This is a genomic window from Klebsiella sp. RIT-PI-d (assembly GCF_001187865.1).
Taxonomy (GTDB): domain Bacteria; phylum Pseudomonadota; class Gammaproteobacteria; order Enterobacterales; family Enterobacteriaceae; genus Superficieibacter.
On record NZ_LGIT01000004.1, the window covers coordinates 87,209 to 105,466 of the forward strand.

General features: G+C 53.6%; 14 protein-coding genes. 3 read left to right on the forward strand and 11 right to left on the reverse strand.

What is annotated here, in order from left to right:
- Positions 1–116 precede the first annotated feature (116 nt).
- From AC791_RS03680 to glpE, 3 genes are read right to left on the reverse strand one after another with little or no spacing between them, the layout of a single operon-like run.
- Positions 117–875, reverse strand: coding sequence for a DeoR/GlpR family transcriptional regulator (locus AC791_RS03680; protein ID WP_049839139.1), 759 nt, complete (start codon positions 873–875; stop codon positions 117–119).
- Between the two features lie 15 nt (positions 876–890).
- Positions 891–1,721, reverse strand: coding sequence for a rhomboid family intramembrane serine protease GlpG (glpG, locus tag AC791_RS03685; protein ID WP_049839140.1), 831 nt, complete (start codon positions 1,719–1,721; stop codon positions 891–893).
- 59 nt (positions 1,722–1,780) lie between these two features.
- Positions 1,781–2,110, reverse strand: a complete 330-nt coding sequence (glpE, locus tag AC791_RS03690) for a thiosulfate sulfurtransferase GlpE (protein WP_049839141.1) — start codon at positions 2,108–2,110, stop codon at positions 1,781–1,783.
- 215 nt (positions 2,111–2,325) lie between these two features.
- Between glpE and glpD the strand changes: the two genes are divergently transcribed.
- Positions 2,326–3,834 carry a glycerol-3-phosphate dehydrogenase gene (gene glpD, locus AC791_RS03695; RefSeq protein ID WP_049839142.1) on the forward strand — a complete coding sequence of 503 codons (1,509 nt, stop codon included), beginning with the start codon at positions 2,326–2,328 and terminating at the stop codon, positions 3,832–3,834.
- An 83-nt stretch (positions 3,835–3,917) separates the two neighbouring features.
- Here the strand turns inward: glpD and glgP are convergent, their stop codons facing one another.
- From glgP to asd, 6 genes are all read right to left on the reverse strand, one after another.
- Positions 3,918–6,365, reverse strand: coding sequence for a glycogen phosphorylase (gene glgP, locus AC791_RS03700; protein WP_049839143.1), 2,448 nt, complete (start codon positions 6,363–6,365; stop codon positions 3,918–3,920).
- A 17-nt stretch (positions 6,366–6,382) separates the two neighbouring features.
- The gene (gene glgA / locus AC791_RS03705; RefSeq protein WP_049839144.1) at positions 6,383–7,816 is read right to left on the reverse strand and encodes a glycogen synthase GlgA; all 1,434 of its coding nucleotides are present in this window, start codon (positions 7,814–7,816) and stop codon (positions 6,383–6,385) included.
- A gap of 77 nt (positions 7,817–7,893) precedes the next feature.
- On the reverse strand, positions 7,894–9,189 hold the full coding sequence (gene glgC, locus AC791_RS03710; RefSeq protein ID WP_049839145.1) for a glucose-1-phosphate adenylyltransferase: 1,296 nt from the start codon (positions 9,187–9,189) through the stop codon (positions 7,894–7,896).
- Between the two features lie 14 nt (positions 9,190–9,203).
- A complete protein-coding gene (glgX, locus tag AC791_RS03715; RefSeq protein WP_049839146.1) occupies positions 9,204–11,180 on the reverse strand; it encodes a glycogen debranching protein GlgX in 1,977 nt (658 codons plus the stop codon).
- On the reverse strand, positions 11,177–13,366 hold the full coding sequence (gene glgB / locus AC791_RS03720) for a 1,4-alpha-glucan branching enzyme (protein ID WP_049839147.1): 2,190 nt from the start codon (positions 13,364–13,366) through the stop codon (positions 11,177–11,179). Before glgB ends, glgX begins: the two co-directional genes overlap by 4 nt.
- A gap of 258 nt (positions 13,367–13,624) precedes the next feature.
- Positions 13,625–14,731, reverse strand: coding sequence for an aspartate-semialdehyde dehydrogenase (gene asd / locus AC791_RS03725; RefSeq protein ID WP_049839148.1), 1,107 nt, complete (start codon positions 14,729–14,731; stop codon positions 13,625–13,627).
- A gap of 197 nt (positions 14,732–14,928) precedes the next feature.
- On the opposite strand from asd, the gene yhgN reads away from it, so the two are divergent.
- Both yhgN and AC791_RS03735 read left to right on the forward strand, forming a co-directional pair.
- Entirely contained in the window at positions 14,929–15,522 is a 594-nt protein-coding gene (yhgN, locus tag AC791_RS03730) for an NAAT family transporter YhgN (RefSeq protein ID WP_049839149.1), read from the forward strand.
- Between the two features lie 82 nt (positions 15,523–15,604).
- On the forward strand, positions 15,605–16,300 hold the full coding sequence (locus tag AC791_RS03735; RefSeq protein WP_049839150.1) for a TIGR00266 family protein: 696 nt from the start codon (positions 15,605–15,607) through the stop codon (positions 16,298–16,300).
- 51 nt (positions 16,301–16,351) lie between these two features.
- Here the strand turns inward: AC791_RS03735 and gntU are convergent, their stop codons facing one another.
- Together gntU and gntK are read right to left on the reverse strand one after the other, a co-directional pair.
- On the reverse strand, positions 16,352–17,692 hold the full coding sequence (gntU, locus tag AC791_RS03740) for a gluconate transporter (protein ID WP_049839151.1): 1,341 nt from the start codon (positions 17,690–17,692) through the stop codon (positions 16,352–16,354).
- The gene (gene gntK / locus AC791_RS03745) at positions 17,689–18,222 is read right to left on the reverse strand and encodes a gluconokinase (RefSeq protein WP_049839152.1); all 534 of its coding nucleotides are present in this window, start codon (positions 18,220–18,222) and stop codon (positions 17,689–17,691) included. The genes gntU and gntK overlap by 4 nt, the downstream gene beginning before the upstream one ends.
- Positions 18,223–18,258: the final 36 nt, after the last annotated feature.

The window sequence follows — 18,258 nt, forward strand, 5'->3', positions numbered from 1 at the left end:
ATGCCGGGCGCTTATCGCGCCTGTCCGGCAGTAAACAGAGACAGTGTCAGAACAGATAGAAAATACATCACGGTAGTTGCTTACCGTGATGTATGTTGAAGAATCATGCGAAAGCGTTAACACAGCTCCAGCTGGACTTTATGCTGGGCAATCACCTGCATGACGCCAGCTGGCGGTAGTACATCGGTATAAACGGCATTCACCATGCTGATACTCCCCATATTGACCATCGCATTACGGCCAAATTTAGAATGGTCCACCACCAGTATCACATGGCGGGAGTTATCAATGATCGCGCGTTTAGTGCGTACTTCGTGATAGTCGAATTCCAGCAGGGAACCGTCACTATCAATGCCGCTGATGCCGAGAATGCCGAAGTCCAGACGAAACTGGGAGATAAAATCCAGCGTGGCTTCACCGATAATGCCGCCGTCGCGGCTGCGCAATTCGCCGCCCGCTAAAATAATACGGAAATCGTCCTTCACCCGCAGCGTATTAGCGACGTTGAGATTATTGGTCACGATGCGCAAGTTATTGTGCCCCAGCAGCGCGTGAGCCACCGCTTCCGGCGTGGTACCGATATCAATAAATAATGTTGAGCCATCCGGAATTTGCGCGGCAACTTTGCTGGCAATACGCTCCTTTTCAGCCGTTTGCGTCGCTTTACGATCGTGCCAGGAGGTGTTGACCGAACTCGACGGCAGCGCTGCGCCACCATGATGACGCAGGATCAGGTTTTGTTCTGCCAGATCGTTGAGATCGCGACGAATGGTCTGCGGACTCACGGAAAAATGCTCAACCAGTTCTTCGGTGCTGACGTATCCCTGCTTTTTAACCAGTTCAATAATCGCACTGTGGCGCTGTGTCTGTTTCATAAAATCCCTGCCAAATTATGTTCGTTTTCGCGCATTCAGCGAATCGACAAACGCCATCGCCAGCCCAACCAACAGCCCGGCCACATGCGCACCATTCGCAATCGACATACCGAAGAGATCAAACCAGCCGACCAACAGCCATAGTAAAGAAAAGATGATCAGACCGCGCGGTAAAAAGATGCCGCACTGCGGGTCGCGCTCGCCTCGTAGCCATACATAGCCCATCAGGGCATAAACGACGCCCGACAATCCACCAAACCACGGACCGCTAAACTGATACTGCACAAATCCGCTTAACAATGCGCTGATAACGGTAATGACCAGTAGTTTACCGCTGCCCAGACGGGTTTCGACTGCGCCGCCCAGATACCACCACCACAGCAGGTTAAAGAGAATATGCAGCAGGGAGAAATGCATCAGCGCGTGGGTAAAGTAGCGCCAGACCTCTATTTTCAACGAAGGATCGTAAGGCCATGCCAGCCACGCCATAACCGGCTGGTCGCCAATCACCTGCATTAACACAAATACCAGCACCGTCAGCACCAGCACGCCGGTCGTTAACGGCCCGGCATTCTCTTTGAGCGCGCTCAGAAAGGGAAAGCGACGATAGCGTAAGCCGCTGTTGGTTTGCCCGGACTGCCAGCTTGCCGCCAGATAGCGCGGGTCTGCGGGATTTTCCATAAAGCGCGCCAGTTCAGCCTGCACGCGCGCGGCCTGCTGCTCATCAGCCAGCCAGACATCCCATTGGGTATTTCGCTGTACCGTCAGCACGACACCCTGCGTCGCCATATAGTCCACAAACGCCTGCGCGATGCGGGGGTTATCAAAAGAGGTGATCATCAACATACTGACGTTCGCTTATTCCACACAAAAGGGGACAGTATAACGGTATCGCGAACCGATGCCTAAAACAGCGTGCGCTCAACCTCTGCCGGAAAATGGCGATGCCAGGCATCAAAACCCCCATCCACACTGTAGACATGATCGTATCCCTGCTGGAGGAGATACTGGGCCGCTCCTTTACTGCTGTTGCCGTGATAACACATGACCATCACCGGCGTTTCGGGATCGGTATCGCGCATAAAAGCGCCGAGGGTGTCGTTAGTCAGATGAAACGCGCCCGGCGTATGGCCCATGGCGTAACTTTGTGGGTCGCGTATATCGACCAGCACGGCGGTAGCCTGATGCAATTTCTGGTGCGCTTCTTCGACATTAATACATTCAAAATGATCCATAGCTTCTCTTTCTGACGTGGTTTGCGCCGCTCCGTTTGAGCGGCACAAATGACGGGAATTAGCGTGTAGTTTACGTCGTGAGGGGAGAGAAACGCCATTATGTTATGCATATCACTCTAAATTGTTTTTTTGATGTTACCAAAAGTACGATTCCTTGCTATTATGAGCGATATCGAACATTTATGTGCGCTTTAACGAAAGTAAGAGGTAGCAGCATGGAAACCAAAGATCTGATTGTGATAGGTGGCGGCATTAACGGTGCTGGCATCGCGGCGGACGCTGCCGGACGGGGATTGTCCGTGCTGATGCTGGAGGGACAGGATCTGGCCTGCGCCACCTCCTCTGCCAGTTCGAAACTGATCCACGGCGGCCTGCGCTACCTTGAGCACTACGAGTTCCGCCTGGTAAGTGAAGCCCTGGCCGAACGTGAAGTGCTGTTAAAAATGGCCCCGCATATTGCCTTCCCGATGCGTTTTCGTCTGCCGCACCGCCCGCATTTGCGCCCGGCGTGGATGATCCGTATTGGATTGTTTATGTACGACCATCTGGGGAAACGCACCAGTTTACCCGGTTCTACAGGTTTACGATTTGGCGCAGAGTCGGTTCTTAAACCGGAAATCGTGCGCGGATTCGAATATTCTGACTGTTGGGTCGACGATGCGCGACTGGTGCTGGCGAATGCCCAGATGGTCGAGCAGAAAGGCGGTAACGTATTGACCCGCACCCGCGCGACGGCTGCACGTCGTGAAAATGGGCTGTGGATTGTCGAGGCCGAAGATATTGATACCGGCAAGAAACATACCTGGCAGGCGCGTGGTCTGGTCAACGCTACCGGCCCATGGGTGAAAGAATTCTTCGATGACGGGATGCACCTGCCTTCGCCTTACGGTATCCGACTGATCAAGGGTAGCCACATTGTGGTGCCGCGCGTGCATACCCAGAAGCAGGCCTATATTCTGCAAAACGAAGATAAACGCATTGTGTTCGTGATCCCGTGGATGGATGAGTTCTCCATTATTGGTACTACCGACGTGGAATATCAGGGCGACCCGAAAAACGTTGCTATTGATGAAAACGAAATTAATTATTTGCTGAAAGTCTATAACGGTCACTTCCGCAAGCAGCTGACCCGCAATGACATTGTCTGGACCTACTCCGGCGTGCGTCCGCTGTGTGATGATGAATCCGATTCACCGCAGGCGATTACCCGCGACTACACGCTTGATGTGCATGACGAAAACGGCAAAGCGCCACTGCTGTCGGTCTTTGGCGGTAAGCTGACCACCTATCGTAAGCTGGCAGAACACGCGATGGAAAAACTGACGCCGTACTATAAAGGCATCGGCCAGGCGTGGACTAAAGATGCCGTGCTGCCAGGTGGCGATATTGGCGGCGATCGTGAGAGCTACGCAGCCAAACTGCGTCGCCGCTATCCGTTTATCAGCGAGTCGCTGGCGCGTCACTATGCACGCACTTATGGCAGCAATACCGAGCTTATTCTGGGAAGCGCCACCTCTCTGGCTGACCTGGGTGAAGATTTTGGCCATGCGTTTTATGAAGCTGAATTGCGCTATCTGGTGGAGCACGAATGGGTGCGCCGACTCGATGATGCTATCTGGCGTCGTACTCGCCTGGGCATGTGGCTGGATGCGGACCAGCAGGCGCGCGTATCGCAGTGGCTGCTGCAACATGCGGCGAAACGCGAACTGTCGCTGGCGTCCTGATTTTACGATACATCTCTGTACCATAAACGTCGGGCGGTTTAAAAACCGCCCGACGTTTTACGTTATGCCTGCATTCCTGCGGACTACAGCTTTATCGGCGTAATGCCCCAAATCTGCTCCGCATACTCCTGAATTGTCCGGTCCGATGAGAAGTAGCCCATATTGGCGATATTGCGCATCGCTTTAGTGGTCCACGCTTCCGGCTGGCGATAGAGTTCATCAACCCTGTCCTGACAATCAACATAGCTGCGGTAATCTGCCAGAACCTGGTAGTGATCGCCGAAGTTAATCAGGGAATCGACCAGATCGCGGTAGCGGCCCGGTTCTTCCGGATTAAATACGCCGGTGGCGATCTGGGTCAATACCTGACGCAGTTCTTCATCTTGTTCGTAATAGTCGCGCGGTTTATAGCCCTGCCTACGCAGTTCTTCGACCTCTTCTGCGGTATTGCCGAAAATAAAGATATTTTCCGCGCCGACGTGCTCCTGCATTTCGACATTTGCCCCATCCAGCGTGCCGATGGTCAGCGCACCGTTAAGGGCAAATTTCATATTGCTGGTGCCGGACGCTTCGGTGCCTGCCAGCGAGATCTGCTCAGACAGATCGGCCGCCGGAATAATGACCTGGGCCAGACTGACGCTGTAGTTAGGGATAAACACCACTTTCAGCTTATCGCCTACCTGCGGATCGTTGTTGATCACCTTCGCCACGTCGTTGATCAGATGAATAATATGTTTCGCCATGTAATAGGCCGAGGCGGCTTTACCGGCAAAAATATTTACCCTCGGCACCCACTCCGCCGACGGATCGTCTTTAATTCGGTTATAGCGCGTGATCACATGCAGGACGTTCATCAGCTGGCGTTTGTACTCGTGAATACGTTTGATCTGCACATCGAATAACGCACGTGGATTCACCACCACATTAAGCTGCTGAGCGATAAGCACCGCCAGCCGCTTTTTATTCTCCAGCTTCGCCTGATGTACCGCCTGATTCACCAGCGGATAGTCAATATGCTGCTCCAGTTCGCTCAGTTGGCTGAGATCGGTTCGCCAGTTGCGGCCGATATTGTCATCCAGAACATCAGACAGTGACGGGTTCGCCAGTGCCAGCCATCGGCGCGGGGTCACGCCATTGGTGACGTTGGTAAAGCGGGTTGGAAAAATGTGCGCAAAATCAGCGAACAGCGACTGTACCATCAGATTGGAATGCAACTCTGATACGCCGTTAACCTTGTGACTTACCACCACCGCCAGCCAGGCCATGCGCACCCGACGCCCGTCTGATTCGTCAATGATCGAGGTACGACTCAGCAACCCGATATCGTCCGGATACTGTTCCTGCACCGTTTTCAGAAAGTAATCATTAATTTCGAAGATGATTTGCAGATGGCGCGGCAAAATCTTACCGAGCATATCCACAGGCCAGGTTTCCAGCGCTTCACTCATCAGTGTATGGTTGGTGTAGGAAAAGACCTGGCAGGTCACGTCGAATGCTTCATCCCAGCTAAATTTATGCTCGTCAATCAGCAGACGCATCAGCTCCGGAATCGACAGCACCGGATGAGTGTCATTGAGATGAATGGCGATTTTATCCGCCAGATTCGCGTAGGTTCGGTGCAACTGATAATGGCGGCTCAGAATGTCCTGCACCGTTGCAGAGACGAGAAAATACTCCTGACGCAGACGCAATTCACGCCCGGAATAGGTGGAGTCGTCCGGGTAAAGTACTCTTGATACGTTCTCGGAATGGTTTTTATCTTCTACCGCAGCAAAATAGTCGCCCTGGTTAAATTTACCGAGATTGATTTCGCTACTGGCCTGAGCGTTCCATAAACGTAAGGTGTTAGTCGCGTCGGTATCAAAGCCTGGGATGATCTGGTCATAGGCCACGGCCAGGATTTCTTCGGTTTCAAGCCAGCGGCTTTTTTTGCCTTCATGCTGGATCCGCCCGCCAAAACGCACTTTATAGCGGGTGTTATGGCGCTTGAATTCCCACGGATTACCGTACTCCAGCCAGTAGTCCGGGGACTCTTTTTGCCGACCATCGACGATGTTCTGTTTAAACATACCGTAATCATAACGAATACCGTAGCCGCGCCCCGGTAAACCAAGGGTGGCGAGAGAATCAAGGAAGCAGGCAGCCAGGCGTCCAAGGCCACCGTTGCCGAGTCCCGGATCGTTCTCCTCGTCAATCAGCTCCTCGAGGTTAAGACCCATCTCATCCAGCGCCTTGCTCACATCCTCGTAAACGCCCAGTGATAACAGGGCGTTGGAGAGCGTACGGCCGATCAAGAACTCCATTGATAAGTAGTAAACCTGACGCGTTTCCTGGGAGAGCTGCGCCCGGTTTGAGCGCAGCCAGCGCTCGACCAGACGATCGCGTACCGCAAATAGCGTGGCGTTAAGCCATTCGTGTTTATTGGCTATGGACGGATCTTTGCCGACCGTAAACATGAGTTTATAAGCAATAGAATGCTTTAACGCCTCAATACTGTGGGTCGGGGAGGCATAAGTAAAAGGTGCATTCATCAACATGATTCCTGTCGTTACATCAAACGTTGATAGAGATCGCGATAGGATTGTGCGGCAACGTGCCAGCTAAAATCCATATGCATCGCCTGACGCTGGACATAACGCCACAGCGAAGGACGCGACCACAACACAAAAGCGCGCCGGATCGCCCGTAACAGGGACCAGGCATTACTGTCTTCAAATACAAAGCCGCTGGCGACGCCATCAGCCAGGTTTTCCAGTGAGCTGTCTGCGACGGTATCGGCAAGCCCGCCGGTACGACGAACCAACGGTAGCGTGCCGTATTTCAATCCGTATAGCTGAGTCAGGCCGCACGGTTCAAAGCGGCTGGGGACCAGAATGAGATCGGCACCGGCCATAATGCGGTGTGAGAAGGCTTCGTGATAGCCAATCTGCACCCCCACCTGCCCGGAATGTTCGGCCGCAGCGGCGAGGAACCCCTCCTGAAGCACAGGGTCGCCTGCGCCCAGCAGCGCCAGCTGTCCGCCCTGCTCAAGCAGGCCGGGCAGCGCTTCAAGCACCAGATCGAGACCTTTCTGACTGGTCAAACGGCTCACCACCGCAAACAGCGGTGCCTTGTCATCGACTTTCAGGCCCATCGCGATTTGCAGCTGCCGTTTGTTTTCGGCTTTCTTTTCCAGCGTATCGCGGCTATAACGCGACGTCAGCAGCAAGTCCGTTTCAGGACTCCAGATCTGCTCATCCACGCCGTTAAGAATGCCGGTCAATCGCCCTTCCATTTGCCGCTGACGTAATAAGCCTTCCATACCGTAAGCAAATTGCGGCTCGGTAATTTCCCGGGCATAGGTCGGACTAACAGCCGTAATGTGATCGGCATAGAACAGGCCCGCTTTCAGGAACGAAATCTGTCCCTCAAACTCCAGCCCGTGCATGTTATAGAACGACCATGGCAACTGGATGTCATTCATATGATGGGCGTAAAACAGCCCCTGATAGGCCAGATTATGAACGGTGAAAATAGATTTTGCCGGATGGCCACGCGCAGCAAGGTAAGCCGGAGCCAGCCCGGCGTGCCAGTCATGGGCATGAACCACCTCCGGTCGCCAGAAGGGATCAAGACCACAGGCCATTTCACAACCGACCCAGCCGAGCAGCGCAAAGCGCAGCACATTATCGGTATAAGCGAACAGGTTGGTGTCGTGGTATGGGCTACCGGGGCGGTCATACAGGTGTGGAGCATCTATCAGGTAGATGCCCACGCCATTATAATGCCCAAACAGCAGAGTGATGTGCCCGGCAAAGGTATCGCGCCGCGTGACCACTTGTGCATCGGGGATACCCCGCAGAATATCAGGAAACGCAGGAAGCAGAACCCGTGCATCATCTCCGCCCGCATTTTGTGCTGCGGGTAACGCACCAATTACGTCTGCCAGACCGCCGGTTTTTAACAGCGGGAACATCTCAGAACATACATGTAAAACCTGCATTATCGCTCCTGTCACCACCGCGAAGGCCTTTGCCGCTCGCGATAAAACAGCGCGCGGACCCCTTCCGCGCAAGGTTATTATTCGTCTTTTTGATCTTTCAATTTGTTAAGCATATCTCGTGTTACCAGCACGATCCCTTCTTCAGAGCGGTAGAAACGACGTGCATCTTCTTCAGCGTTTTCGCCGATCACCAGCCCTTCCGGGATCACGCAGGCGCGATCGATAACGCACCGGCGCAGACGGCATGAGCGGCCAATCCAGACATCGGGCAATACCACCGATGAGTCGATATTGCAGAACGAGTTAACCCGAACGCGCGGGAACAGAACGGACTGCACGACAACCGAGCCAGAGATGATACAGCCGCCCGATACGAGGGAATTCAGCGTCATGCCGTGGCTACCCGAACGGTCCTGAACAAATTTTGCCGGGGGCAGCGATTCCATATGCGTACGAATTGGCCAGTCCTGATCGTACATATCCAGGTCCGGTGTCACCGATGCCAGGTCGAGGTTGGCTTTCCAGTAAGCTTCAAGCGTACCCACGTCGCGCCAGTAGGGTTCAGACTCTGAATCCGACTGCACGCAGGATTGCGGGAACGGATGCGCGTACGCCAGCCCTGCTTTGGTGATCTGCGGAATAATGTCTTTGCCGAAATCGTGGCTGGAGTTCTCGTTTAGATCGTCCTGCTCCAGCAGTTCGTACAAATAGTCCGCGTTGAAAACATAAATGCCCATGCTGGCGAGCGATTTAGTATCGTCATTAGGCATGGTCGGCGGATTGGCCGGTTTCTCGACGAAATCAATAATTTTGTCATCTTCGTCAACGTGCATAACGCCAAACGCCGTTGCTTCTGCTTTCGGCACCGGCAGACAGGCGACGGTACAGCGTGCGCCTTTCTTCACGTGGTCGATAAGCATCCGCGAGTAATCCTGCTTGTAGATATGGTCGCCGGCGAGGATCACTACATATTCGGCTTTATAGCGGCGAATAACGTCCAGGTTCTGCGTTACCGCATCAGCCGTACCGCGATACCAGTTTTCACCGTGTACGCGCTGTTGAGCAGGTAACAAGTCAACGAACTCGTTCATCTCTTCGCTGAAGAATGACCAGCCGCGCTGGATGTGCTGTACCAGAGTATGCGACTGATACTGGGTAATTACGCCAATTCGACGAATACCGGAGTTAATACAGTTGGAGAGGGCAAAGTCGATAATACGAAACTTGCCGCCAAAGTGAACGGCGGGTTTGGCCCGGGTTACCGTCAAATCTTTCAGACGCGTTCCACGTCCTCCTGCCAGGATCAGGGCAACAGACTTCATCGGCAACTGGCGCGACAGCATCAGCAAATCATTGTTTTCAAGCTTAACCATGTCGAACTCCTTTTTTATGACCGTTCAAATACGCATACTCCGTGCGCGGGCCCGTGCCAGATAGCCATGACAACCGGATTGTCCTTTCCGGCAAACGGAGGAATGGCATGCCACTCCCCATCAGGTAAAACCATATCTACAACGTGCTGCGTCGCATTGAGCGTAATCAGCCAGCGGTCTGACAGCAGAATTTGCATCTGCCGAAGCCCGCTCTGCCATTCACGATCGCTTAACGGCAGCGCCTGCGCATTTAACCAGTGCACGTTGCCATCACCCTCCTGCCACCAGCTATCCCGGGTTAATGCCGGAATGCGCTGACGCAAGTGGATTAATGCCGCAGTAAATGTCATCAGTCCCGTATTTGCCTGAGACCAGTCAAGCCAGGTCAGAGCATTATCCTGGCAATACGCATTGTTATTTCCGTGCTGGCTGTGCCCATGTTCATCGCCGGCAAGCAGCATCGGCGTACCCTGAGCAAGCAGCAGCGACGTCATCAAAGCATGGACGCTGGACCGTCGCCGCTCAATGATATCAAGAATGCCGCCAAGTCCTTCTTTACCATGATTATTGCTGTAATTTTTACTCGTGCCATCGCGATTCTCTTCACCGTTGGCTTCGTTATGCTTCTCATTGAAACAAACACAGTCGCGCAGGGTGAATCCATCGTGCGCGGTCACCAGATTAATTGTCGCTGACGGCAGGCGACCATTGTTCTGGAAGACGTCGCTTGAGGCGGCAAAACGGCAGGCAAACTCACCCACTGTCAGATCCTGTTGCAGCCAGAAACGGCGTGTCGCATCGCGAAAATGGTCGTTCCATTCCGCAAAGAGCGGCGGAAAATTCCCGACCTGATATCCTCCATGACCGACATCCCACGGTTCCGCGATAAGCTTTAACGACGCCAGATGCGGATCGTTTTTTATCGCTTCAAACAGCGGCGCATCCTGGCGAAATTCCGGGGTTCGTCCCATCACTGTCGCCAGATCGAAACGAAAACCGTCCACATGGCATTCGTCCACCCAGAAGCGTAAACACTGGTGGGCGTACTCTACGGTGCCGGGCAAACTGAGGTTCAGCGTGTTACCACATCCGGTCCAGTTTTCGTAGTCGCCATCTTCTCTGATCCAATAATAGCTACGGTTGTCGATTCCGCGCAGAGAGAACGTCGGGCCATCGAGATCAATTTCTGCGCTGTGGTTAAGCACGATATCCAGAATCACTTCGATACCGGCTTTATGCAGCGCTTTTACCGTATCGCGAAATTCGTTCAGCGCCTTCGCCGGTTCGCTGGCGTAGCGCGGATCGACGGCGCACATCGCCAGCGGGTTATAGCCCCAGTAATTGGTTAATCCCATGCGTTGCAGGCGCGGCTCGCTGCTGAAATGCGCCACCGGCAACAACTCCAGCGCGGTAATACCCAGCGTTTTGTAATAGTTCAGCATCACCGGATGCGCCAGTGCTTTATAGGTTCCGCGAATGTCTTCCGGAATTTCCGGATGCAAATACGTCAGCCCTTTAACGTGCGCTTCGTAGATAACCGTTTTGCCCCATGGCGTGTGCGGCCGCGCGTCGTTATCCCAGTCGTAGCGCAAATCGACCACTACGCTGCGGGGAGCGACTGGCGCACTGTCATAGTGATCGGGTGTATCATGGCCGCCGTGAAATAACGCATCATCGTGCGGATGTCCGTCAACCATTCGGGCGCAAGGGTCGAGCAGCAGTTTGGCCGGATTAAAGCGGTGCCCCTGTGCAGGCTCCCACGGTCCGTGGACGCGATAACCGTAGCGCAGCCCCGGACGGGCATCCGGCAGATAGCCGTGCCAGATATCACCGCTGCGGGAAGGTAAGTCGTAGCGATGCTCGAAGCCGGATTCGTCAAATACACAGAGTTCAACCCGTTCAGCATGGACAGAGAACAGCGTGAAATTCACGCCGCTGCCGTCAAAATGTGCGCCGAGAGGCGCAGGTTGTCCCGGTGTTAAGGCGATCATTCCTCTGCCTCCCGCATTAGCCAGATCGTCGCAAGCGGCGGCAGCGTCAGACTCAGAGACTGCGGACGTCCATGACTTTCGATATCGTCGCTCTGTACCGTCCCACCGTTGCCCGCATTGCTGCCGTGATAATGCATAGAGTCGGTATTCAGCACTTCACGCCATTTGCCCGGCTGATTAATGCCGAAACGGTAATCGTGGCGCGGAACCGGAGTAAAGTTACTGGCGACAATAATCTCGTTACCCGCCTTGTCACGACGAACAAAAATCAGCACCGAGCGCGCTTTATCATCCACCACCAGCCATTCAAAGCCGTAAGGGTCAAAATCCAGCTCGTGCAGCGCTTTATGGTGACGATAGGTATGGTTGAGATCGCGGACCAGCCGTTGAACGCCGTGATGCCAGTTGTCTGCGCCTTCAAGCAAGTGCCAGTCAAGGCTGACGTCATGGTTCCACTCCCGGCCCTGGGCAAATTCGTTGCCCATAAACAGCAGTTTTTTGCCGGGGAATGCCCATAGCCAGCCGTAATAGGCACGCATATTGGCGAACTTCTGCCATGCATCGCCCGGCATCCGATCAAGGATGGATTTTTTACCGTGCACCACTTCATCATGCGATAGCGGCAGCACGAAATTTTCGGTGTAGTTATAGAACATGCCGAACGTCAGCTTTTCATGATGATGCTGGCGATAGACAGGATCAAGCTTCATGTAGTCGAGCGTGTCGTGCATCCAGCCGAGATTCCACTTGTACCAGAAGCCGAGGCCGCCGGTATTCGCCGGGCGCGAAACGCCCTCAAAGTCGGTAGATTCTTCCGCCATACTGACCGCGCCGGGGACCTGTTCACCCAGAATACGGTTGGTCGAGCGTAAAAATTCGATGGCCTCAAGATTTTCGCGTCCGCCAAATTCGTTGGGTATCCACTCACCCTGTTTACGGCTGTAATCGCGATAAATCATGGAGGCCACTGCATCGACACGCAGGGCATCGATACCAAAACGCTCGATCCAGTACAGCGCATTACCCACCAGATAATTGCGTACTTCACGGCGCCCGTAGTTGTAGATCAGCGTATTCCAGTCCTGATGATAGCCTTCACGCGGATCGCTGTGCTCATAGAGATCGGTACCATCAAACTCTGCCAGCCCGAAGTCATCGTCCGGAAAGTGGCCCGGTACCCAGTCAAGGATCACGTTTAACCCGGCGGCGTGGGCAGCGTCGATAAAATAGCGGAAGTCATCGCGCGTGCCAAAACGACGGGTCGGCGCATAAAGACCAGTAGGCTGATAGCCCCAGCTGCCGTCAAACGGATGTTCGTTAACCGGTAGCAGTTCCAGATGGGTGAATCCCATCCATTTAACATAGGGCACCAGTTGGTCAGCCAGTTCACGATAGCTGAGCCAGAAATTATCGTCGGTATGGCGACGCCATGAGCCAAGATGCACTTCATAAATGGAGATGGGCGCATCCAGTTCATTGGCTTTTTTACGTTCGTCACTCTGGACCACTTTTTCCGGCAGACCGCAGATAAGCGACGCGGTTTCCGGGCGCATCTGCGCTTCAAAAGCATAAGGGTCAGCTTTGATACGCATCAAACCGTGCGCATCGATAATCTCGTATTTATAAAGCTGACCATTGTGCGCGCCGGGGATAAACAGTTCCCAGACGCCGCTCTCTTTGCGTAAGCGCATTGGATGGCGGCGACCGTCCCAGAAGTTGAACTGGCCAACGACGGATACCCGCTGCGCATTCGGCGCCCAGACGGAAAAGCGCGTACCGGTGACGCCATCCATCGTATCGCCATGCGCGCCCAGCGTTTCATAAGGCCGCAGGTGAGTGCCCTCTGACAGCAGCCAGGCATCCAGCTCCTGCAATAAAGGGCCAAAGCGATAGGGATCGTCAATCAGATTTTGCTGGCCGTGCCAGATAACGGCAAGCTGGTAGCGAAACGCATTTTTACGGCGCGGCAGTACGCCACTAAAGAAGCCCCGGGAATCCAGACATTCAAGTTTGCCTACCTTGCGGCCCGTTTTAGGCTCAATAACCCACACTTCTGTGGCATCGGGTAACAAGGCCCGGACTTCCAGCCCGGCATCCGTTCGATGCATGCCCAGTACGGAAAAGGGATCCGCAAAGTGCCCGGCAATTAGCGCGTTAATCACGTCTCTGTCTACATGATTCGACATGGATCTCATCCTGTTATATGTAGGTCGCTTCATTCCTGCGGTATATAAACACCCGGTTGCGACTTTTTTTGACCTGAATGGCGCTGCATAATGTGCATCCATCTGCGCCATTCGACCTTCAGCCAAAATGTGTAGGCACTACGCTTAAGCATAGACAACGCCGTATTGCTCTCCCGAAAAAAAATGAAACATTGCGTGACTCCTTGTTTGACGCAAAAAAATGGGGTGTTATTACACCCCGTTGTTCATGCTGCGTCATTATGCCAGTTGGCGGAGAATACGGCGGAGCGGCTCTGCGGCCCCCCACAATAGCTGGTCACCTACGGTAAACGCCGACAAATATTCAGGCCCCATATTGAGCTTACGCAGGCGGCCTACCGGCGTTGTTAGCGTGCCGGTCACCGCAGCGGGCGTCAGTTCACGCATCGAAAGTTCACGGTCATTAGGAATGACTTTAGCCCACGGATTGTGCGCTGCCAGCAGTTCTTCGATCGTCGGAACAGAAACGTCTTTCTTCAACTTGATGGTAAAGGCCTGACTATGGCAGCGCAGCGCGCCTACACGTACGCACAGGCCGTCTACCGGAATGGTTGTAGTAGTGGCAAGAATTTTGTTGGTTTCGGCCTGGCCTTTCCACTCTTCACGGCTCTGGCCGTTATCCAGCTGTTTGTCGATCCACGGGATCAGGCTACCCGCCAGCGGCACGCCAAAGTTTTCAACAGGCAAATCGCCATTGCGGGCCAGCGCCGTGACTTTGCGTTCGATATCAAGGATTGCAGAGGCCGGGTTCGCCAGTTCATCAGAAACATGGTTATAGAGTTGGCCCATTTGCGCCAGCAGCTCGCGCATATGTCGCGCACCGCCGCCAGAGGCGGCCTGATACGTCGCCACCGATACCCAGTCCACCAGATCGTTGGCGAACAGACCGCCAAGCGACATCAGCATCAGGCTGACAGTACAGTTGCCGCCTACAAAGGTTTTTACGCCATTGTTGAGACCGTGGGTGATGACGTCCTGGTTGACCGGATCGAGAATGATGATGGCGTCATCTTTCATTCGCAGCGACGAGGCGGCATCAATCCAGTAGCCTTGCCAACCGCTTTGACGAAGCTTTGGGTAGATTTCATTGGTATAATCGCCGCCCTGGCAGGTGACGATAATATCGAGCGCCTTCAGCGCTTCAAGATCGAAAGCATCCTGAAGCGTACCGCCGTGGGTGTTACCGAACCCAGGTGCGGCTTGTCCCAGTTGAGACGTTGAGAAGAAGACGGGAAGAATGGCGTCAAAATCGCGCTCTTCTACCATGCGTTGCATGAGTACGGAGCCGACCATACCGCGCCAACCAATAAAACCAACATTTTTCATAGCGTTTTTCCTGCGAAGATGTGTGCTGTTATGCAAGCCAGTCACCTGGTGTTATATCCTTCACCATACAAAAAGCAGCCAAAGTCGCAAGTGAAATTAATCAATGATGGCCGGGCCATCAGAAGAGTGGCTTATCTTGTTGGTTAACGCACTAAAAACGAATAACAAATACACACTGATTATCAGGAAATTAGTTAATGAATGACATCATTTCTGCCGCAGTTTTATTGATCTTAATTATGGATCCGCTGGGAAATTTACCGATTTTTATGTCGGTGCTGAAGCACACGGAGCCTAAACGCCGTCGGGCTATTATGATCCGCGAATTGTTCATCGCGCTGCTGGTGATGTTTATTTTCCTGTTCGCCGGTGAAAAAATCCTCTCGGTTCTCAGCTTACGCGCCGAAACGGTGTCTATCTCGGGCGGTATCATCTTGTTCCTGATCGCGATTAAAATGATTTTTCCCAGCGCGTCAGGCAACAGTAGCGGTCTGCCCGCCGGTGAAGAGCCGTTTATCGTACCGCTGGCCATTCCGCTGGTGGCCGGTCCTACCCTGCTGGCGACGCTAATGCTGCTGTCGCATCAATATCCGAATCAGATGGGCCATCTGGTGATTGCCCTGCTGCTGGCCTGGGGCGGTACATTTGTGATCCTGCTACAGTCGTCGCTGTTTTTACGCCTGCTGGGTGAAAAAGGGGTTAATGCGCTGGAACGGTTGATGGGCCTTATTCTGGTGATGCTCGCGACCCAGATGTTCCTTGACGGCATCCGAATGTGGATGAAAGGCTGAGATCGTTAAATGTCGGCGGCGCGCTGTCTGGCGGGCGCCCACGAGTGGATGATGGATTTTATACGTTCAACAGGGATAAAGAATGCAATATCAATTTTCAAGTGAAGGGTCGTGTCCGTTGGTTCTGATCTCTCTCGGGATGGGGGAGAAAGTCAGTATTGAACACGGTTCGATGGTTTTTCATAACGGCAAAGTGAATCTTGAAGGCCGAATGAATCAGAATGGCTCAGGCCTGTTGGGAGGCATTATTAAAGCTGCCGCCCGCTCAATGGTCAGCGGCGAAAGCTTTTTTGTCACCACCGCAACGGGCACGGCAAATGACGGCCTTATTGCTATTTCGTCGGGCAGTATTGGCAATATTAAGGCGCTGGAAGTGGGTAAAAGTACCTGGCGTCTTAACGATGGTGCCTTTTTAGCCTGCGACAGCAGCGTGACCTATCAAATGAAACGCCAGTCGCTGGGCCGCGGGGTTTTCAGCGGCACAGGTGGACTGTTCGTTATGGAAACGGCCGGAACCGGGACGCTGCTGGTGAATGGATTTGGCGAAGTTGTTGAACTGGATCTGGACGGCAACGATACGCTGGTCGTCGATAACCTTCACGTGGTGGCGTGGGAAAATACGCTTTCATACAATATTAAAATGGCATCCGGCATTTTTGGGTTTAAAACCGGAGAAGGTCTGGTCAACGAGTTTTCCGGAAAAGGAAAATTGCTGGTTCAGTCGAAAAATAGTAAAGAATTTGCCGCAACGCTACAGCCTTATCTACCAAAGAAATAAAAGGATTGTTTAGCCCGGCACGCGCAGCCATTGCGCTGCCGGGCGCGTTCATTAACTCAACACACTAAATGCGATCGCACCAACCATACCGCCAACTGTGCCGAGGATGGTTTCCATCATCGTCCAGGTCTTTAGCGTTTGTGCTTCGGTGGCACCGGTAAATTTACCGAACAGCCAGAAGCCAGCGTCGTTAACGTGGCTTACCACAATTGAACCGCCCGCAATGCAGATAGACAGCGCGGCCATTTGCGCGCCGCTGTAGTGCAGTTGCTCAATGACGGGCATCACCAGGCCCACTGCGGTTAAGCAGGCTACGGTGGCTGAACCCTGGATGATTCGCACCGCAGCCGCCAGCACGAAGCAGGTTAAGGCAATCGGTAATCCCATCCCGGTCAGGGCTTCACCCAGCGCCGGACCCACTCCGGAATCAACCAGCACCTGTTTGAATACGCCGCCCGCACCAATCACCAGCAGAATAATCCCCGCCGGTTGCAGCGCGTGACCGCAGATTTCCATGACCCGATCTTTCGCCATGCCCTGACGCATTGCCAGACCATAAATCGCCACCAGGCAAGCCACCAGAATCGCCGTGAACGGGTGGCCGATAAATTCAAACCATTCGTACGCCGTGGAGCCCTGAGGCACAAAACGCGCGGCAATGGTTTTCAGACCTACCAGCACCAGAGGTAGCAGGATCAGCGACAGGCTAAAGCCAAAAGACGGCATTTTACCCTCGCCCAGATGCGGCTCGGTAATATCATCAGGCACATTCAGTTCAACGTAGCGGCTGATAAAGTTGCCCCACAGTGGGCCGGCGATAAGCATTCCCGGAATTGCAGCACACAGGCCAATGAGGATCATCCAGCCAAAGTCAGCGTGCATCTGAGAAGCCAGCAGCATCGGCGCAGGACCCGGCACCAGGAACGCGGCGGCGGCGGCAACACCGGCAAATAGCGGGATCACCAGTTTTACCAGATTGGTTTTAGTGTGCCGCGCCATTGAGAAAGCAACGCTGATGAGCAGCACAATCGCCACTTCAAAAAACAACGGCAGCGCACAAATTAGTCCCGCCAGGCCAATCGCATAATGCGCACGGCTGTGGCCAAATGATTTGAGCATCTTGACGGCAATTTGATCGACTGCGCCTGTCTCATGCAGGATCTTGCCGAACATCGCGCCGAGCGCAACAACAATGGCCAGGAATCCCAGCGTACCGCCCATGCCTTTTTCCATGGTCGCCGCGATTTTATCGAGCGGCATTCCGGAAAAAAGACCTGCACCAATAGACACCACCATCAAAGCAACGAAGGCGTGCATACGCGCCTTCATCACTAAAAACAGCAGCAGCAAAACCGAGCCGACTGCGGTTAAAACAAGCGTTAATGTACTCACTGACCGCTACCTTTATTAATCACATCAATCGTGCTGGCAACAACGCCATCAAGCGACTGATCAATATCTACAACTAATACATCATTTTCGTCTGCGCCAGGTTCCTGCAGCGTTTCAAATTGCGTTACCAGCATCTGGGTTTTAAAGAAATGGCCTTTACGTGCTTTAAGGCGGCTTTCAATCACCTCGAAATCGCCCTTCAGATAGATGAAAGAGAGATTCGGATTGCCCTCGCGCAGCTGGTCGCGGTAGTGCTTTTTCAGCGCGGAGCAGACAATCAGCGACACCTTATTGGTACGCTGCATGGCAAAAGCGGCATCGTTCAGCGCCTGAAGCCACGGTTTACGATCCTGGTCGTTCAGCGGTTCGCCAGACGCCATTTTATTAATATTGCTTCGCGGATGGAGGAAATCACCGTCCAGGAAAGCCGCGTGCAGTTGATGGGCAACTTCGCTGGCAACCGCAGATTTACCGCTGCCGGAGACGCCCATCAGGACATAGATGTGGTGATCATGATTCGTCGTGCTCAAAGCGCCCTCCCACAGGAACTGATTCTCTGATTGTTA